Raw genomic sequence first — 16,103 nt, 5'->3', positions numbered from 1 at the left:
CTCCTCGAGCGGCGATTCCTCGAGGATCCCCTCGTGACCGTAGCCGGCATTGTTGATCAGCACATCGACCGGCCCATGGTCGTCCTCGGCTTGTCGGACGACGTCGGGTATCCGGTCGAACTCAGTCACGTCGCACAGGACGGACCGCACCGCCGGCAGGCGTTCCGTGAGGCTTGCCCGCGACTGTTCTGAGCGGACGGTGCTGCCGAGATCGCCTCGCAGACGAGCGCGAGAGGCGCCGGATCGGCATCCGGCAGGGTGAGAAGCCTGGTGTCGAGCAGAATGGAGCCGGCCATCGAGGAGGTCGTGCTGCGCCTGCTGCGGGCCTTGCACGATCCTGTCGAGCTTGCGGTTCTGGGCGCAGGCATCCTGCGCGAGCTGCACTACCGGGTGCTGGTCGGCCCGCAAGGCGGGGCGCTTGTCTCGGCCCTGCAACAGCGGGGGCCTCCGGAAGGATCGTGCAGAGCCTCGCCCGGCTACGCGAAAGCTACGGTTCCCGGATTTCGGTCGCCGCGCTGGCGAGCGAAGCGGGCATGAGCGTTCCCTCCTACCACGCCCATTTCAAGGCACTGACAGGCAGCACTCCCATACAATATGTGAAGGCGATGCGGCTCCACGAGGCGCGGCTGATGATCGCGCGCCGGGACAAGACAATCGCACAAATCGCCTCATCTGTAGGCTACGCCAGTCCTGCCCAGTTCAGCCGCGACTTCAAGCGACACTTCCGGCGCACGGCGTCGCAAGAGGCCGAATGGGTTCGCTGTCATCTCGGTGAATTTGTCTGAACGTCTCGATGGACTGCTTTCCGGTTCAGATCGTCCAATAGCAGTCGGTCTGCAAACGTGAAGGGTTTCGGGCGGCCGGCAGGCGTACGAAAGTCCCCGAGGAAGGAACCCGCGGGCCACAGGCGATGGCTATGGGGATTTCGATCTGCGGCTGATGTCGGTAATTGCGCGACCGCCCCCGGGAAGCGCGGGGATGGATGCGGTCAGGCTGCTTCGTTGTGCCTCAGCGCGATGTTGGCGGCCCGGAGCTGGGCCGGACGGGCGCCTGTTGGCATCTGCTAGTGCCGTGGACACGCGTGGATCCGTTGCCGGAGGCTGTATGCCTGCGGCTTGAAACTGGAGTACGCCATGCCGGATCATGGAGCGGTCTCCCGGTTCGTCGCCGGCTTATCCGGCGGTCCGCGCGGTTGCCTCCAGCGTTCGAACACCTCAATGACGATCATGCGTCCGCCACAGCACGGACATGGCGGGCGGAAGTCCTGCGGTTCGCCTGATGTGTCGTCATCAGGTGGCGCGGCGACGTCCAGGAGTTCGCGGGCGAGCGCGAGGCTGGCCTTGCGGGCGGAGCCGGCGAGCAGGCCGTAGTGCCGGATGCGATGGAAGCCGCGCGGCAGGACATGAATGAGGAAACGGCGAATGAACTCCTCGGTTGCGAGCGTCATAACCTGCTGTCGATCGGCGCCATCGCGGCGGTAGTCCTTGTAGCGGAAGGTGACACCGCTCGCGTTAAAGGCGATCAGGCGACTGTTCGAGATTGCCACTCGGTGGGTGTAGCGCGACAGGTAGGCGAGCACCGCTTCGGGACCGGCGAACGGCGCCTTGGCGTACACCACCCAACGTTTCTTCCGGACAGGAGCAAGCTGGCGCAGGAATGCTCGGCGGTCGATGAGGTGTGCGATCGACCCGAAGAAGGCGAGCTGCCCGGCCTCGTGGAGAGCGACCAGCCGGGTGAGGAACAGCCGCCGGAACAGCTTGCCGAGCACCCTCACCGGAAGGAGGTAGGCCGGACGCGACGATATCCATCGGCTTTCATCTGGCGCGATGCCGCCACTCGGCACGATCATGTGGACATGCGGATGGTGCGTCATCGCAGACCCCCAAGTGTGGAGGACCGCGGTGATGCCGATCTTGGCGCCGAGATGCTTCGGCTCCGACGCGATGGTCAGCATTGTCTCCGCTGCCGCCTTGAACAGCAGGTCGTAGACTAGCGCCTTGTTGTGGAACGCGATGTCGGCGACCTCGGCGGGCAGCGTGAACACGACGTGGAAGTAGCCGACCGGCAGCAGATCGGCCTCGCGCTCGGCGAGCCATGTGCGCGCCGCCGCGCCCTGGCACTTCGGACAGTGCCGTTTGCGGCACGAGTTGTAGGCGATGCGCCACTGACCGCAGTCCTCGCAGGCCTCTACGTGACCGCCAAGGGCTGCGGTGCGGCAGTTCTTGATCGCCGACATGACCTTGAGCTGGGCGAGGCTTAGATGGCCGGCATGAGCGGCCCGGTATGCAGGCCCCGCGACACGGAAGATGTCGGCGACCTCGACCGAGGCGCGCACGACTCAACGGTCGGGCGATATCTCTCCCGGTTTGAACAGGCCGAGCTTGTCGAGCGGGCTCGTCACCGTTCGCACCGTGCGAGTCGCGACCTTGGTATAGAAAGCCGTGTTGTTCAGCTTGGCGTGCCCGAGCAGGACCTGGATGATCCGGATGTCGGTGCCGTCCTCCAGCAAGTGGGTGGCGAAGCTGTGGCGCAGCGTGTGCGGCCCGACCCGCTTGGTGATGTCGGCGGCCTGGGCCGCCTCGACGACGATGCGATAGAGCTGTCGCGTGCTGATCGGCTTCATCGCGTGCTGGCCCGGGAACAGCCAGCCGTCGCGATGCATCACGCCCTGCTGCCGCCCGACCCTCCACCACTGGCGCAGCAACAAGAGCAGGTCTTGCGACAGCATGGCGTTGCGATACCGGCCGCCCTTGCCGCCCTCGACCCTGAGCAGCATGCGCTCACTGTCGACGTCGGCAACCTTCAGCATCGACACTTCCGCGACGCGAAGACCCGCACCATAGGCGACCGAGAGCGCGGCCTGGTGCTTCAAGCAGGTGGTGGCGTTGAGGAGCCGGGCGACCTCATCGCGGCTGAGCACCACGGGCAGCTTGCGCGGATGCGCCAGCCGGACGAGCCTGCGCGCCAGGTCGGGGCGGTCGAGCGTGTGGGTGAAGAAGAAGCGCAGCGCCGACACGATGCTGTTCATGGTCGGCACGGGAACGCCGTCCTCCTGCTGTTCGATCTGGAACCGGCGCAGGTCGTCGGCTGTGGCCATGTCGGGTGAACGCCCGAGGAACGTCGCCAGGCGTCCGATGTCGCGGAGATAGTTGCGCTGCGTTTCCCGTGAGAAACGCCGCATGTTCATGTCGTCGATCAGCCTCTGGCGCAGCGGGCTGATGGGTGCATCGAGAACTGGATGAGGCATGGTCAGGCTCCTTGTTGAAGAAGCCCGTCATGCTCTGCCGCTGCCGGACGACGCTCAATGCGAGCGCGACATCCGGCTCGTGATCTCTACCTCTCCCCACGCGCCCATCCCGCGCAGCGGGTTCGTTCTCCGGCCCCAAATCGGTCATTGCAATCACGCCCGGTCGATGTCGGCTACTGGGGCGTTTGAAATGAGGGCTTTGGTGGCAATTTTAGTTGGGACGATTGACGGGTAGGTGTAGTGAAGCGCCGGCCTTTTCAGCCGCTGCTCTTAGGCGCTTGTCTCTGGTCCATAAGGTCGCTCGCTGGTCAAGAAGGACGGATGCCAACAAGTGAGCATCGGTGTAGCCAATGCCGATGCTGAAAAGACTGTGGCGATCGATCATTGTCATAACTTCGTCGTGCGTGGCGACGACCGCCTCGCGCTGCGCCGCCAGAAAAGCGATCACGCTGCCGCGATCCCGAAGGCTGCCAAGCGCCAACTCACCGATCACGGCTAAGTGGCAAAGTAGGAGGTCGTCTTCAATAATCCTGCGCAGCTCCGCATCAACACGACGAAAATGATCAATCCAGATCGAGGTGTCCGCGAGTATCACTTGGCCGCTGCGCTCCGGCGGCGGGGAGCTGCCTCGGCATCGGGCATAGTTCCTCCGAGCGCGACAAGGCGCTTTCCGGACTCCACACGGACAAGCGTTTCCAACGCCTGGCGCACGAGGGCTGCGGTTTCCTTTGTACCGGTTAAGAACCTAGCCTTATCTAAAAGCGTGTCGTCGAGGTTAATAGTCGATCGCATAATGTAGCTCCCTAATTGAGGCGCGAAAAATAGCACCATTTGGTGATGAAATCCATGCCGGTTGCAGCAGTTCTGTGAAGGTCACTGATGTAGCGTAAAAATTTCTACCGGAGGGTCGAAGCTCAAGTGCTATTGACTATCTACATAGTGAGCGATCTACCATCATAAATGGCGGGCTCACGGTTCGCATCCTTTCAAGGCGGGCGATTGAACGCTGTCGTTTTTTTTGCGTACCCCCATCTGCATTCTGGGGGAACAAAGATGGCTTTCTTCGACCTACATGTTTCGCTGTCTATGGCGACATGGTCAGACAATGTTTGTAAGCGACAGGTATTGGGTCAAGTTCGAGGTCACGGCAGTTGCGGTCACGTCACAACGGCCACATGGGTTGCGCTATTCGTTGACGTTACACGGACCAACCGGCGAACGGATGGTGGGCTTTGATAATGTTCATGCGATTTCTGGTGTGAGTGGTCCAAGTCGCAAGTCGACCCAAAAATTCGACCACAAGTACCGTTTCCGCACTGTAAAGCCTTATGAGTACAGCGATGCCGCCAACCTACTCGAAGACTTCTGGAACGAAGTCGACGGCGTTTTGAGAGAGATAGGAGTGATCAAAATGAAGAAGACACTTCATGTTGGAATTGCCAGCTATGAGACGATGAAGAGCCGGACTTTGGCTATTGCTCGGGGGCAGCTTAAACCCAAAAGGGATGATCCCAAAGTCTGGTTCACCTCCGTCGAAAGCTTTGCAAAGGTTCTGTCAGATCGAAATCGCGCCCTCCTTGAGATCATTGTTAGAGAAAAGCCCACCTCGATTGCCGAACTGGAAACGATGTCTGGAGGAGCAAAATCAAATCTAAGTCGCACGCTTCGAACGATGCAACGATATGGGTTGGTCGAACTGGAGAAGGGCGAGGGGGGGCAAGCTCATTCCGCATGTCACTTACGATCGTATTGCATTGGAGATGCCTGCCTACGCATAAGGTCCAAAGCTGGTGAGGTGATCAAATATTGGCCTGATAACTCTTCCCTGGACACCTTGGCGCAACACCTTGGCGCAGCCAGTGCGCATTCCCGATAGCGCAGCCGAGGACACTCCTGCGGGTCATCGAGGAGACGGGAAACAAGGGCGTGCTCATGGCCGGTGACATCCAATCGTTTGCACATTGCGGTTCGATTGTCGATAAAGCCGTTGCTGAGTTAGGTGGCATCGATATCCTCGTCAACAATGCCGCGCACCAAGCGACCTTCACGCACACGCTCCCAGCCCTTCGTTGCTCGCGTACACGACCAAAAAGGGCGCCATCCAGAATTTTACCGCAGGCCTCCCACAACGTCTGGCGGACAAAGGCATTGTCCTGGATGGTTCTTGTGTAACGACGCCCCACGAACCTTGGGCAAATCAAGAGCAAGGGTCCGGTAACGAACGTCCCTGACGCCGTAATTCATCATATGAGAATAGCATTCCATCGTTGGGCGGGCTGACGAGACTTGTGAACCGAGCGCGGACTTCAGCAAGGCGCACTTGTGGTGCCATGTGACCATAAGTGCGGATGACCTTATCGCAATTTCGATGGCCAAGCTGTTCAGAAACAACGAGGACCGGTGCGCCGGCCTGAATCAACTGGCTGGCATAAGTATGCCGCAGGCCATGAAAGCAAAACTCCTTCGGTAAGCCTGCTGCCAGCACGGCTTGTTTGAAGTGGTATTTATAAGTGCTCCAGGTATAGCCTGCGCCGTTGAAGAACAGCGGATCGCGTGGCTCCTTTCCTCGTGCGAGGTGCCGGAAGAATGCCAGTCCCTCATCGGGGAGGAAAACGAAACGAGGACGATAGCATTTGACAGGTACGATGTAGATGCCAGGACCATCGCACTCGACGTCGGCAGCGGTTATGCGCATTAGTTCCGTTACACGGCAGCCGGTATAGAGCGCCGCAAGCACCAGGTCGTGCAGAGGCTTGTCGCATCGATCCAACAATCTATGACATTCTGGTCGGCTCAGATGCAGCATACGCGGCCGGTCGACGACGGGAAGTCTGCGAATACAGCGCAAGGCACGATCGGTTTCGACCTTTCCGTTCTCCCAGGCTAACTGCAGCGATACGCGTAGATACTAGCAGGTATTGACGGTCTTCTTGCGCTTGCGGAGTTCATCTTCGCTCATTTGATGAATTGGTCGCTTCCGGAGAGGCGGCTGATGGCCGCGTCGCGCCGGTGTCTCCAACACATCACGAATGAATGCTTGCACGCGTTCGCCGTTAAATCTCTCGGCTGGAATGCTCGCCAGTCGAGGTACGATGTGGAAATTGATCAAGGTCGCCAGAACGAGGAAATGGGACCTCGCTGCGGCGATGCGTTTCCATTCAACGTAGTCGTGCAACGCATGACCCAATGTAAAAGTGTCGCCCACGGGGCAAAAATTCAAATGTTCTGTGCTGCCAATGGGGTAGGGGTCGACGGCATCTGAGCGGTTTTTGGATCAGCGAACCAAGCCTCGGCCCTCTGCAGCGCCTCTGCAAAAGTCAGCCCCATTGCCTCGATGCTTGGTTTCGACACGACGCGACCTATACGGTACTGCCGATAATTCCCATCCTTGCGACGGACGCGCGCGACCCAGAAACTCCTTCCTTCACAATTGTGCTGAATACCGATCGCGCGGCCTTATTCGGTGACCTGCCAGTAGGGATTGTCGCGTGGAGGCAAGCGCTCCAAAGCGTCCTCGTCTGAAAGGTCGAACCCGAAAGCGTTCTGATGACCCATGGCAAGCCTCCCTTTGACACTTGATAATCCCAAAATGTCAAACCCGTACGACAAGCAATGACGCGACCGCAGCCGCACCTATCAACGCAATCTGTGCGAAGGTCTCGGCAACAACCCGCTGACCGTTGTTGCGGCGCGTATCGCCAAAGCCAACGATGGCTGCGGCCGTTAGCGCGCAGAAGATGGTGAGAAAACCGGTCAAAAGAAAAACAATCTGAAACGTGATCATACGGACCTCCAAGCGACTGAAGGCATTATCGCTGACCTGAAAGGAACGTGGATAAATCGGCTGTTCAAGCATCGTTAGCGTAATCGGCTTTGAGAGGGCGTCGTTGAGAGACGAGGGGCGACCAGGCGGAACTATTGAAGCAAAAACACGAGATCGAAAAAGTCGAGAAAGAGCGAAAGGGGCGTCGCCAGAAGCAGTAACGTGGGCCCGCGAGGGTGGAGGTTCGTACCACGGGCGTTCCGTTCAGGACCACGGAGGGCGAGGCGCAGATCGTTGCAGTACGGCAAGGGCTCGGGATGACGACACTACCCTGCTTCGTCGGAGATGTCGACCCCCTACTGGTGAGGGTGCCGGGCACAGACCTGCACATGCATGGAACGCTCTGGCTTCTCACGCAGGGGGAGACACGCAAGACGAAGCGCGTGCGGCTATTCACTGAGTTCATATCCCGCAGGCTCGCCACGTACGCGCCGCTTCTCGTAGGGCTGTCTGTATCGCGCGACTGATGCGCAGGAGGTCGCCGATGCTCAGGGTTGCGGCTGAATGACTACTTCCGCTTCTTCAAGAGCCTAGCAGGTGACTGAACGAAGGTCCTAGCAGGTGACTGAACTCCGGTCCGCTATCTTCTTCATCCGACGGGGACCTGCCGGACAGCAAACGGCCCCAGATCGGTCATTCCATCCCGGCCGGGCCGATGTCCGCTACTTGGGGCATTTGAGAGGAATGGCTTCTGTAACAAAAGGATCGTTGGTTCGGACCCTTCAAGGCAAGGGACTTATATGAACCCGACCGCAATATGGGATTTACAACTTTTCACACCGCTGAACGCCTTGGATGGAGTGATGTCTCTCCTTGCTCTTAAGGTGGGCCCTGGGTTAGGCAGGAGAATTTTAGAATGCAGTCTGTTGGGGTCCTTGCGCGAGCCCATGATGGCAATGAGAACATCGTGATCGGAACCGACATGATGCGATTAACATCTCACACTGAGCCGTCTTCGCAGCCGCCGCAGCGTTAGAATAATCTGGTCTTGCCGCCTGCAATTAGCGCACTTGGCGCAGCATGTAAGCGACGAGATCGGCACTTGGTTTTCAACGAGCTCTAAAGCGCTCGATCAGAGGGCGCTGCCGACAAGTGCGCCGATTCCCGCTGTGAGTGCCATGGCGAATGCGCCCCAAAACGTCACGCGCAGTGTGGCCTTAAGAACGTCTGCGCCACCTGCTTTCGCGCCAATTGCGCCAAGCAGAGCAAGGAAGAACAGAGAGGCGATGGAGACGATGGGGATCAGCATTGATGCGGGTGAGGCCAGTACCATCGCAAGTGGCATTGCCGCACCTATGGAAAACGTCGCTGCCGAAGTCACTGCTGCCTGGATAGGACGTGCTGCCGTCATCGTAGTAATGCCGAGTTCATCGTGCGCGTGCGCACCAAGGGCATCCCTCGCCATCAATTGATCGGAAACCTGGCGCGCAAGATCCGGCTCTACGCCGCGCATTACATAAATCTGCGCGAGTTCGTCCCGCTCAAAGTCAGGCTGGGTCGCCAGTTCCATGCGCTCGCGATTAAGGTCGGCTTTCTCCGTGTCAGACTGCGTGCTGACCGATACATATTCGCCGGCCGCCATTGACATTGCTCCCGCGACCAACCCTGCAATTCCGGAAAGCAGCACTTGCGAACCTGCGGCAGATGCGGAGGCGACGCCTACAATCAGGCTTGCTGTCGAGACAATTCCGTCGTTTGCACCCATGACGGCAGCGCGCAACCAGCCTATACGCGAGACAAGATGTTTTTCAGTATGCTGACGGCTCATGCCTTCCTCCGGATTTGGTTTGTGCCGCACTGACTATGTATTCCAGATTATTGCCATTGACCAATGTTCAGAATCCCTCTTGTTGGGTAGATCGACCACTCACACCGCTTTCTTTGCCGTCAAAACACAATCCATCGAATGTCAATGATCGGATTTCAGCGAAGAATTGTCTTAAGCAAAAAAATATCAATTGCCTTTGATCCAGAGCAAAGCCGAGCCAAAGCGCAATAGTACGGATAGGGATGAGCGAGATGGCGAACCCCAACGCGATTTTGCGAGGCATAAAACAGCATCTGTTGCTTGTTGATGATGGCGGCGAACACGCGCCGCCATCATCATCTGATTAACAATGGATTGGCTTCCTAGTCGTCTTCTTCAAGTCCCTCGTGCGACGTTTCGTTGTCTTGTGTATTGACGACGGGACGATCAAGAGTAGCGCGGTCACTGTCGATAGTCTTCATGTCGTCATTCTCTTCGTCGCCGATTGAAATACCCTGAATTGATTGATGGCCATTGATTGGTTTCATCGGGATCGCTCCCAAGTCAAGCGGGGCGTCCGCGGATTTGACCAAGCAATCTGGACACTTCGGTTCCCCTGCAGCCGGCAAAGCCAGATTGGTGATGGTGGCCAGCGATGCCAGACTGGCAAGCAATAGCAATAATCTGCGCATGGTTCTGATATCCTTCTAATTCGGCCATGATTGAGCACGATAAGATCTTGCTACAAGATCACGGCTTGCAGCTGGCCGTGGAGGGTTGACGGCTAATTGACAGCTTCGTTATGCGAGAAATTTCAACCATGAAGACGAGACTGAAACGCTTCTCTGTCTTAGCGCTGGTTGGCCTTCTCATGGCAATGCCTATTACGGCCGGTGCGGATGACAATGAGGAGGATGAGGACCATGACCTCGCTAGAGACCTGCATGATCAAGGAGATATACGGAGCCTGACGGATATTCTTGCCGTCGTGCACGCTGAGATACCTGGAGACGTGGTGGCGATCGATCTCGTTCGGCGTGAAGACCAATGGGTCTACCGGCTCCAGGTTGTGACACCGGACGGCCGCCGGAGGATCGTTCACGTCGATGCACACGCGGGGTCGGTGATGCGCGGCAAGGGCAACGATTGATGAAAATCCTTCTTGTCGAAGATGAGCCCAAGATCGCAGCAGATATTGCCGCTACTTTGAAATTTTCGGGCATGGCAGTCGATATTGTTAGCGATGGAGAACAGGCCTGGTTTGCAGGCGATGTTGAGAATTATGATGCCGCAATTCTCGACCTGGGCCTGCCCAAACTCGACGGGCTCACCGTACTTCGAAGATGGCGGGACAACGCCCGCCGATTTCCGGTCCTCATTCTGACTGCCAGGGGCGTTTGGACGGAGCGCGTCGCGGGCATCAACGCGGGAGCTGACGACTATCTTCCCAAACCTTTTGAGATGGAGGAGTTGCTGGCTCGGATCCGAGCGCTGCTTCGTCGCTCGACTGGACAAGCAACGCCAGTCTTGCGATCAGGACCATTGCTGATGGATACACGGCAGATGCGAATATCGCTTCGCGGCGTGCCTATCGCGCTGTCGCCTCTAGAGTATCGATTGCTCGGATTTCTCATGCATCACGCCGGGCGGGTGGTCGCGCCGACGGAGCTGGCCGAACACCTTTATGATTCCGGAAACGAACGCGATCCGAATGCGATCGAGACGATTGTCGCACGTCTCCGCCGCAAGCTGGGCAGCGAGGTCATCGAAACGAGGCGCGGATTTGGCTATCTGGTCCCAGACGATTCCGTATGATGGGAAACTCGATCCGCATCAGGCTTTGGTCAGCGGCAACGATCTCCATTCTCATCGCGCTGGCAATCGCTGGCATCGGATTGCGCTTCTTGTTCGAACGTCATGTCGAGCGGCGTGTAGTCAGCGAGCTTATTGTTGACCTCAACGAACTAATAAGCGCAACGAGCTTTACTGGCGCCGGCAAGCTATCGGTAACACCGGTCTTCACCGATCCGCGGTTCAAAACGCCTTTGTCGGGACATTACTGGCAAGTCGAAGACCTTGCCTCCGGCGAACTCACTCGGTCGCGATCGCTGTGGGATGCAACCATTGCAAGACCTGCCGACCCGGCGAACGACGGTAGCGTCCATATGGAGGAGATGGCCGGTCCAGAAGGCACGATCGCCCTCGCGGTCACTCGCAAAATTACGGAGCCAAACGGGAGATCCTTTCGTGCCACCGTGATGGAGGACCATCGGACAATCCAGACGTCGGTAAGCGAGTATGTCCGCGAGCTGGCGCCGGCGATTGTTCTCCTTGCGTGTGTATTGACCGCAGCATTTTTCACTCAGATTACGGTCGGTCTTACCCCACTTGAGAAATTGCGTCGTGCGGTTAGCGATGTTATCAGTCGGCGCACCGCGCGGCTCGACGGTTCTGCCCCGAGCGAGGTTCAGCCTCTTGCCGATGAGATCAATCGTCTTCTCGAGACGCAGGAGAGGGCGCTTGCTCGCGCCCGCTCGCGCGCAACCGATCTCGCGCACGGTCTCAAGACCCCGTTGCAGGTTGTTGCGGCCGACATCCGGCTATTGCGCGCAAAGGGTGAACTAGATCTAGCCGACGAAATTGAGAAGAGCCTCGCAACGATCAGGCGCCATATCGACGTGGAGTTGGCACGAGCACGCCTTGCGCCGGGGATTGCCGATAAGACGGAGTGCGGAGTGCTGAACATCGCGGCGAGCATCATAGGGGTCGTGGAGCGCACGCCCCGAGGCAGGAGCTTACAGTTTATAGTCGATGTCGCAGAAACGCTAACGGCGCCAGTCGATGAAGGAGATCTTTCCGAAATCCTGGGCAATCTGATAGAGAACGCGGCACGGTTTGCAATCAATTCCGTGCGTGTGGAAGGATCCCACAGTGAGGGCGGTGTGGTGATTGTGGTTGCCGATGATGGTCCCGGCATTCCTTACGCAAACAGGAAATTGGCCTTGTCGCGTGGTGTTCAACTTGACAGGAAAGGCGGCGGCAATGGCTTGGGCCTCGCCATCGTCTCTGATATTGTCGAAGCATACGGTGGTCGATTAAGTCTGACCGACGGCCAGCCTGGGCTGACCGTCACCATTTTTCTTCCGCAGCTGATGGTGAAGTCTCAACCGAATCCGGGGAAATAGTCCACTTTGATCCGTGAACGGCGAACGCCTATGGATTGCAGCATTTCGCGAAGCGTCCTCACCATTGTCTGAGGTCCGGAAATGTAGAAAGTTCGTTCGCGATAATCTTTGATTGCCGCCTGTACGAGCCGGGCATCGATGCGTCCGCAATATTGTCCGTTTTCGGCACCTCGGGCGACGGCATAAATCGTTCTGATGCCGAGATTGTGTTGTGCGGCCTCGAATGTGTCGCGATAGGCGATGTCATGTGGGGTCTCGATGCCGTGGATAACCACGATGGGCCGTGCCTCATCATGGTCCAGGAGGTACTGCACCATGCTTCGGAACGGTGTGATGCCTATGCCGCCGGCCAGAAAGGCAATCTTCTCGTTGGGGTTGGCCGGAAGGGTAAAATCGCCAGACAGCTGGGACGCGTAGATCCTTTCACCCGGAATCATTGTGGCCAGTGCACGCTTGAACGCGCTGGATTTGGGATAGAACTTAACCCCGAGACGAATCGTCTCTTCTGTCGGTGACGAAGCGACAGTAAAGTAGCGGCGGTTTCCACGATTGTCTGGATGATCAAGGCCCAGTGTCCACTCGAGGTATTGGCCAGCCTGGAACGGCAATGTACGCGATGATCTGAATATGAAATCATATGTATCATGAGCAGATTGCTCGATGCGTTCCAGTGTCAGCACGAAACGACCCTTGGGGCTGACTGTGTAGGCAAAAAGGTTTCCAACGAGAAGAGCGATTTCAGGCGTAAAATAGAATGTATCGATGTGGATATTGGGCGCGGTAAGGAATGCTACAATCGCCGCAAACGCCAGGCTGGGCCAGCGCATCGTGGGCGCAGTCAACGGCTCCGTCAGCATGACAAACGCGAAGAAGAAGAGCGGAGAGGACTGAACGGTTTCGATCAGAGCTGTCTGATATTGTGCAGGATTGGAGGTTAATAGAACCGTTGCCAAATTCACCAGTACGAAAGTTGTCACCAAGTCGAACCGCCTCAGCTTGTGAACGACCACAAGTCCGCCAATGACGACCAGAGGAAGCTGGGCGAGGTTACCGCCGACCCACCACGACGGCGGCTGATCAAGAAGCAATGCCGAAAGAGCAACGCCGAATGCGGCTGGGTTGAAAATGTGTTTCCTGCCAATGGCGAAGATGAATTTGGAAGCCATCGCCCACACAGAAACAAAGATCATGGCGCCCACCGCATTCGTATCCGATGCTGTCGTTGGATCTAAGATGAGAGCGAGAATGAGAGCGGTAATGTAAACTGACTCATTGTTGGCCGGCACGCCGAAAACACGAGCGAAGATGCAGTTGGTGATATAGCAAGTGGCGAGGATTAAGGCCGTCGAGAAAGCTATTGCGCTCGGCTCGTGTGGCACCAGTTGCAAGAAGCCGAACACGAATGCCGCCCCCAGTAACGCCTCCAAATAATAGAGCATCAGGCGATACATTGTGAGACGGTCAAGTTTACGTTCGAGAAGTCTGATCATGGCTCGCAATAGGCTCCAAAGCCGCTCGTCAGGGTGGCGTGGCCGCTGGTGTCGACAACGTAGCCCTCCAAGCCTGGCGTCCGTTCAAGAAAGTGAATCCCGGCCCTGCCCATGGCGAACGCCCCCGTCGCAAACCGGTCGGCTTCGAGAACATCGGGGCCGATGACAGTCAAACTAACGATTTCGTTTATCAAGCGTCCAGGCGCATGGGGATCGTAAATATGTTGGCCGCGCACATAGGTGCCCGATGTCGCGACGCCGCGTCCACGTGGGTAGACGACCTTGACGATCTCGTGCGCGTTAAACGGGCTGCGAATGCCGACACTCCAATGACTTCCTGCGGCGTTCCTGCCGGACGACTGGATGTCACCGCCGGCGTCAATGAAGAAGTCGCGCGCCCCCAAATCGATAATGATCCGGGCCGCGTTTAGGATCGCCCAGCCCTTGACGATTCCTGATGGGTCGATCGGGCCCTGCGCGAGGCGGATATCAAAAAATCCATCCGTCTCGCTTTTCGTTTGTTTGGCAAGGGCCAGGACCTCGCGCATCTCGTCGCTGTACTGGGCCGAAGTGAGCTCCCCGCGATTAATCGCTTGGATCTCGCTTTCGGCAATATAGGTACTGAAACGCCGATCTACACGTTCAAAATATGCGAATACCGAGTCAACGACTGCACCGTCAACCGATGCGACCACGTCGACTGTAATCGGCATACCCATGAGGATGCGCGTTCTACGCATGGATCACAAAGCGGCTTGTTGCAGCGCGCCGCCAAGCGAGCGGATGAACGCCCTGCTGGTCAACGTCGCGCCTGATACGATGTCGACTTTGGCGCTTTGGGCGGAGACTGCCTCGTCCCGAAGCAGCGGCAAAGCCTGGCGGTTGATGTAAATGGATGTTCGACGGTCGGACGGATATTGAAGGATTTTTATGGCTGACAGTCGACCATTCTGGATCACCGCCTGAAGCTGAACCAAACCGTAATAGGCGTCTGCGGCTGGACCGGTATAAACACCATCGACATAACGGCTGGCGCGCGCGGTCAGTGTAGCGCGCACCACACGCGGTTGTCCTTCGGCTGCATCAGGCGCAGATTCATATGTCTGTATATAATCCGCGGTGATTGCAGGAATGGGACGCTTGTTCATCGTGTCCAGGGCGGGTCTGAAACGAATTGGCGACGGCCTTGAAGCAGTTGCATCTGGTTTCCCGGCAGAAGGCAATGTGGTTGATGTTGATTCCAGCGCCTCAGCGGGCGCCGGCCAGGTAAGGGGCATAGGGTTGGCAATTGGGCGGTCAGAGATATGCTCCAGTGGTCCAACTGTCTCCTCGGCACTCACGGGACGTGTTGAACGTAACGGATCGTCAGCAGTCGTGTTCCCAACTTGATGCAAAACATACGCGCCGGATGCCGTGATCACGAAAATGGATAGGGCGAGTCGTTTCATCGATGTCCTCGTTTCTAACAGCAGTTCATGTCCGGACGATCGCTGGCTCGACCGTCAACAACGCAGCATCCCACACCCGAGCTGACAATTGGCTGTCAGCGTCGATTACCAATGAATAACTTTTGATAGTGTGAGCCGCCGCATGAAACGTTGAGTGGATTGGATTTGGGCTTTTCGAGGCCACCCCGCCCGAGCGGAGTCGCCAATGCCTTCGCCTCGCTCATGAAATACCGTTCCGTGCTGTTTGATTGCGGGACGTCATTGGGATCAGGTACAATGGGTAATCCTGGAGCGACATCCACAGAGCATGGCGCGGTTCAAAACGGCAACGGGCATGCACTTCGGACGACGATTGATTTTAGCGGGGATGGCATTGCTGGCCTCGGGCTCCACTTCCATAGCTCATTCCGATACGATGGAAGAAGTGCTAACGCGCATGACGGGAACACTTGAGGTTCACATGGAACCCTATATGAAGTCCGGTCAACTGAAGGGGTGCGATCTTCTTTATACGGCAATCGCGCAAGACTGGACGTACCGCCAAGGAGGCTTCATCAAGGTCACTGGCAACGTGGGGTTCATTAAGGCAAACGGCAGCATCGGGAGCACCTTGAAGGTCGTGGTATTCGATATTGAAACGTCGAAGCCCAACGTTCAATTCATTCCATCGCCACCCAGCCGAGCGTACCTTATCGGCGAGAAGACAAGCTCGCCCAGCAACGATCCCTCATCCGAGGTCCTGCAATTCGAGGAGCGGCGTCTGGTGACCGAGAACGACATTCTGTTGAAGCGCATTCTCGAAGCGGAAACGGAGGGCCGATCGGCAGAAGTGTCACAATGCTCGCCTTGTCGCAGAACGTGACCAGCAGCTGAAGCCGGTGTCCCTCGTTCCGCTTTCCCGCCGGTAAACCGTCCGGACGCCCTCTCCGAATCGTTCTTCCCGCCCTTTACGAAATATTGACAGTCCAACCAAAACGGCGCGTCGTGGTTCGACGGGGATGGATCTTGGCACTCTTGGTTGATGCCGGCCTTCGCCGTTACGATAGGGAGGATGCAATGCCGACAGTCATTGGCCACCATAACATTACAAAGGGCACGAAGCACTGGCTCGACTCGCCGAAGCGCAAAGAGCTTTTTGGTCCGCTCGGCGTGACCAACATACG

Annotated in this window: 17 protein-coding genes and 3 pseudogenes; 8 read left to right on the top strand and 12 right to left on the bottom strand. The window is 57.5% G+C overall.

Annotation, left to right across the window (positions count from 1 at the left end; translation table 11 throughout):
• Positions 1 to 222 (bottom strand): SDR family NAD(P)-dependent oxidoreductase (locus AAAB35_RS04820; protein WP_340667086.1); only part of this gene is annotated, 222 nt, incomplete at its 3' end.
• Positions 223 to 246: 24 nt separating this feature from the next.
• On the opposite strand from AAAB35_RS04820, the pseudogene AAAB35_RS04815 reads away from it, so the two are divergent.
• A pseudogene (locus AAAB35_RS04815) lies at positions 247 to 785 on the top strand (AraC family transcriptional regulator); the annotation flags it as partial.
• A 356-nt stretch (positions 786 to 1,141) separates the two neighbouring features.
• Here AAAB35_RS04815 and AAAB35_RS04810 read toward each other — a convergent pair.
• The 4 genes from AAAB35_RS04810 to AAAB35_RS04795 all read right to left on the bottom strand — a co-directional run bounded on the left by AAAB35_RS04810 (position 1,142) and on the right by AAAB35_RS04795 (position 4,039).
• Positions 1,142 to 2,335, bottom strand: coding sequence for an IS91 family transposase (locus tag AAAB35_RS04810; protein ID WP_340667085.1), 1,194 nt, complete (start codon positions 2,333 to 2,335; stop codon positions 1,142 to 1,144).
• Between the two features lie 3 nt (positions 2,336 to 2,338).
• Positions 2,339 to 3,247, bottom strand: a complete 909-nt coding sequence (locus AAAB35_RS04805) for a tyrosine-type recombinase/integrase (RefSeq protein ID WP_340667084.1) — start codon at positions 3,245 to 3,247, stop codon at positions 2,339 to 2,341.
• A 211-nt stretch (positions 3,248 to 3,458) separates the two neighbouring features.
• A complete protein-coding gene (locus tag AAAB35_RS04800; RefSeq protein ID WP_340667083.1) occupies positions 3,459 to 3,842 on the bottom strand; it encodes a type II toxin-antitoxin system VapC family toxin in 384 nt (127 codons plus the stop codon).
• The gene (locus tag AAAB35_RS04795; RefSeq protein WP_340667082.1) at positions 3,839 to 4,039 is read right to left on the bottom strand and encodes a type II toxin-antitoxin system VapB family antitoxin; all 201 of its coding nucleotides are present in this window, start codon (positions 4,037 to 4,039) and stop codon (positions 3,839 to 3,841) included. Before AAAB35_RS04795 ends, AAAB35_RS04800 begins: the two co-directional genes overlap by 4 nt.
• 313 nt (positions 4,040 to 4,352) lie before the next feature.
• Here AAAB35_RS04795 and AAAB35_RS04790 point away from each other — a divergent pair, with 313 nt between their 5' ends.
• On the top strand, positions 4,353 to 5,123 hold the full coding sequence (locus AAAB35_RS04790; RefSeq protein WP_340667081.1) for a DUF6516 family protein: 771 nt from the start codon (positions 4,353 to 4,355) through the stop codon (positions 5,121 to 5,123).
• 20 nt (positions 5,124 to 5,143) lie between these two features.
• A pseudogene (locus AAAB35_RS04785) lies at positions 5,144 to 5,397 on the top strand (SDR family NAD(P)-dependent oxidoreductase); the annotation flags it as partial.
• A gap of 47 nt (positions 5,398 to 5,444) precedes the next feature.
• Here AAAB35_RS04785 and AAAB35_RS04780 read toward each other — a convergent pair.
• Together AAAB35_RS04780 and AAAB35_RS04775 are read right to left on the bottom strand one after the other, a co-directional pair.
• Positions 5,445 to 6,053: a site-specific integrase gene (locus AAAB35_RS04780; protein ID WP_340667080.1), complete on the bottom strand. Its 609-nt coding sequence runs from the start codon at positions 6,051 to 6,053 to the stop codon at positions 5,445 to 5,447.
• 786 nt (positions 6,054 to 6,839) lie between these two features.
• Positions 6,840 to 7,031, bottom strand: coding sequence for a hypothetical protein (locus tag AAAB35_RS04775; RefSeq protein WP_340667079.1), 192 nt, complete (start codon positions 7,029 to 7,031; stop codon positions 6,840 to 6,842).
• 202 nt (positions 7,032 to 7,233) lie between these two features.
• Between AAAB35_RS04775 and AAAB35_RS04770 the strand changes: the two are divergent.
• A pseudogene (locus tag AAAB35_RS04770) lies at positions 7,234 to 7,537 on the top strand (LysR family transcriptional regulator); the annotation flags it as partial.
• A 605-nt stretch (positions 7,538 to 8,142) separates the two neighbouring features.
• Here AAAB35_RS04770 and AAAB35_RS04765 read toward each other — a convergent pair.
• Together AAAB35_RS04765 and AAAB35_RS04760 are read right to left on the bottom strand one after the other, a co-directional pair.
• Positions 8,143 to 8,838, bottom strand: coding sequence for a VIT family protein (locus AAAB35_RS04765; protein WP_340667078.1), 696 nt, complete (start codon positions 8,836 to 8,838; stop codon positions 8,143 to 8,145).
• 362 nt (positions 8,839 to 9,200) lie between these two features.
• Positions 9,201 to 9,365, bottom strand: a complete 165-nt coding sequence (locus tag AAAB35_RS04760; RefSeq protein WP_340667077.1) for a hypothetical protein — start codon at positions 9,363 to 9,365, stop codon at positions 9,201 to 9,203.
• 272 nt (positions 9,366 to 9,637) lie between these two features.
• Between AAAB35_RS04760 and AAAB35_RS04755 the strand changes: the two genes are divergently transcribed.
• From AAAB35_RS04755 to AAAB35_RS04745, 3 genes are read left to right on the top strand one after another with little or no spacing between them, the layout of a single operon-like run.
• Entirely contained in the window at positions 9,638 to 9,967 is a 330-nt protein-coding gene (locus AAAB35_RS04755; protein WP_340667076.1) for a PepSY domain-containing protein, read from the top strand.
• Positions 9,967 to 10,632, top strand: coding sequence for a response regulator transcription factor (locus AAAB35_RS04750; RefSeq protein WP_340667075.1), 666 nt, complete (start codon positions 9,967 to 9,969; stop codon positions 10,630 to 10,632). The genes AAAB35_RS04755 and AAAB35_RS04750 overlap by 1 nt, the downstream gene beginning before the upstream one ends.
• Positions 10,629 to 12,002, top strand: a complete 1,374-nt coding sequence (locus tag AAAB35_RS04745; RefSeq protein WP_340667074.1) for a HAMP domain-containing sensor histidine kinase — start codon at positions 10,629 to 10,631, stop codon at positions 12,000 to 12,002. Before AAAB35_RS04750 ends, AAAB35_RS04745 begins: the two co-directional genes overlap by 4 nt.
• Here the strand turns inward: AAAB35_RS04745 and AAAB35_RS04740 are convergent.
• Genes AAAB35_RS04740 through AAAB35_RS04730 form a run of 3 tightly spaced genes read right to left on the bottom strand, consistent with a single transcriptional unit; the run spans position 11,981 to position 14,940 of the window.
• Positions 11,981 to 13,492: a hypothetical protein gene (locus tag AAAB35_RS04740; protein WP_340667073.1), complete on the bottom strand. Its 1,512-nt coding sequence runs from the start codon at positions 13,490 to 13,492 to the stop codon at positions 11,981 to 11,983. The genes AAAB35_RS04745 and AAAB35_RS04740 overlap by 22 nt on opposite strands.
• Complete coding sequence (locus AAAB35_RS04735; RefSeq protein ID WP_340667072.1) at positions 13,489 to 14,232, bottom strand: FAD:protein FMN transferase; 744 nt, start codon at positions 14,230 to 14,232, stop codon at positions 13,489 to 13,491. The genes AAAB35_RS04740 and AAAB35_RS04735 overlap by 4 nt, the downstream gene beginning before the upstream one ends.
• Positions 14,233 to 14,235: 3 nt before the next feature.
• A complete protein-coding gene (locus AAAB35_RS04730; RefSeq protein WP_340667071.1) occupies positions 14,236 to 14,940 on the bottom strand; it encodes an FMN-binding protein in 705 nt (234 codons plus the stop codon).
• 307 nt (positions 14,941 to 15,247) lie between these two features.
• Between AAAB35_RS04730 and AAAB35_RS04725 the strand changes: the two genes are divergently transcribed.
• Positions 15,248 to 15,802: a hypothetical protein gene (locus tag AAAB35_RS04725; protein ID WP_340667070.1), complete on the top strand. Its 555-nt coding sequence runs from the start codon at positions 15,248 to 15,250 to the stop codon at positions 15,800 to 15,802.
• The last annotated feature ends 301 nt before the right edge of the window (positions 15,803 to 16,103 follow it).

The sequence above is a fragment of the Phyllobacterium sp. genome (assembly GCF_037994425.1).
Taxonomy (GTDB): Bacteria; Pseudomonadota; Alphaproteobacteria; order Rhizobiales; family Rhizobiaceae; genus Phyllobacterium.
The sequence above is the reverse complement of the archived record's forward strand: the minus strand, read 5'-3'. Positions and strand labels throughout refer to the sequence as shown.

Bases quoted from the DNA above. Each gene is read 5' to 3' on its own strand.
- AAAB35_RS04805 (WP_340667084.1), bottom strand. From the start codon at position 3,247: ATGCCTCATCCAGTTCTCGATGCACCCATCAGCCCGCTGCGCCAGAGG.
- AAAB35_RS04795 (WP_340667082.1), bottom strand. From the start codon at position 4,039: ATGCGATCGACTATTAACCTCGACGACACGCTTTTAGATAAGGCTAGG.
- AAAB35_RS04790 (WP_340667081.1), top strand. From the start codon at position 4,353: ATGTTTGTAAGCGACAGGTATTGGGTCAAGTTCGAGGTCACGGCAGTT.
- AAAB35_RS04780 (WP_340667080.1), bottom strand. From the start codon at position 6,053: ATGCTGCATCTGAGCCGACCAGAATGTCATAGATTGTTGGATCGATGC.
- AAAB35_RS04775 (WP_340667079.1), bottom strand. From the start codon at position 7,031: ATGATCACGTTTCAGATTGTTTTTCTTTTGACCGGTTTTCTCACCATC.
- AAAB35_RS04765 (WP_340667078.1), bottom strand. From the start codon at position 8,838: ATGAGCCGTCAGCATACTGAAAAACATCTTGTCTCGCGTATAGGCTGG.
- AAAB35_RS04760 (WP_340667077.1), bottom strand. From the start codon at position 9,365: ATGAAACCAATCAATGGCCATCAATCAATTCAGGGTATTTCAATCGGC.
- AAAB35_RS04755 (WP_340667076.1), top strand. From the start codon at position 9,638: ATGAAGACGAGACTGAAACGCTTCTCTGTCTTAGCGCTGGTTGGCCTT.
- AAAB35_RS04750 (WP_340667075.1), top strand. From the start codon at position 9,967: ATGAAAATCCTTCTTGTCGAAGATGAGCCCAAGATCGCAGCAGATATT.
- AAAB35_RS04745 (WP_340667074.1), top strand. From the start codon at position 10,629: ATGATGGGAAACTCGATCCGCATCAGGCTTTGGTCAGCGGCAACGATC.
- AAAB35_RS04740 (WP_340667073.1), bottom strand. From the start codon at position 13,492: ATGATCAGACTTCTCGAACGTAAACTTGACCGTCTCACAATGTATCGC.
- AAAB35_RS04735 (WP_340667072.1), bottom strand. From the start codon at position 14,232: ATGCGTAGAACGCGCATCCTCATGGGTATGCCGATTACAGTCGACGTG.
- AAAB35_RS04730 (WP_340667071.1), bottom strand. From the start codon at position 14,940: ATGAAACGACTCGCCCTATCCATTTTCGTGATCACGGCATCCGGCGCG.
- AAAB35_RS04725 (WP_340667070.1), top strand. From the start codon at position 15,248: ATGGCGCGGTTCAAAACGGCAACGGGCATGCACTTCGGACGACGATTG.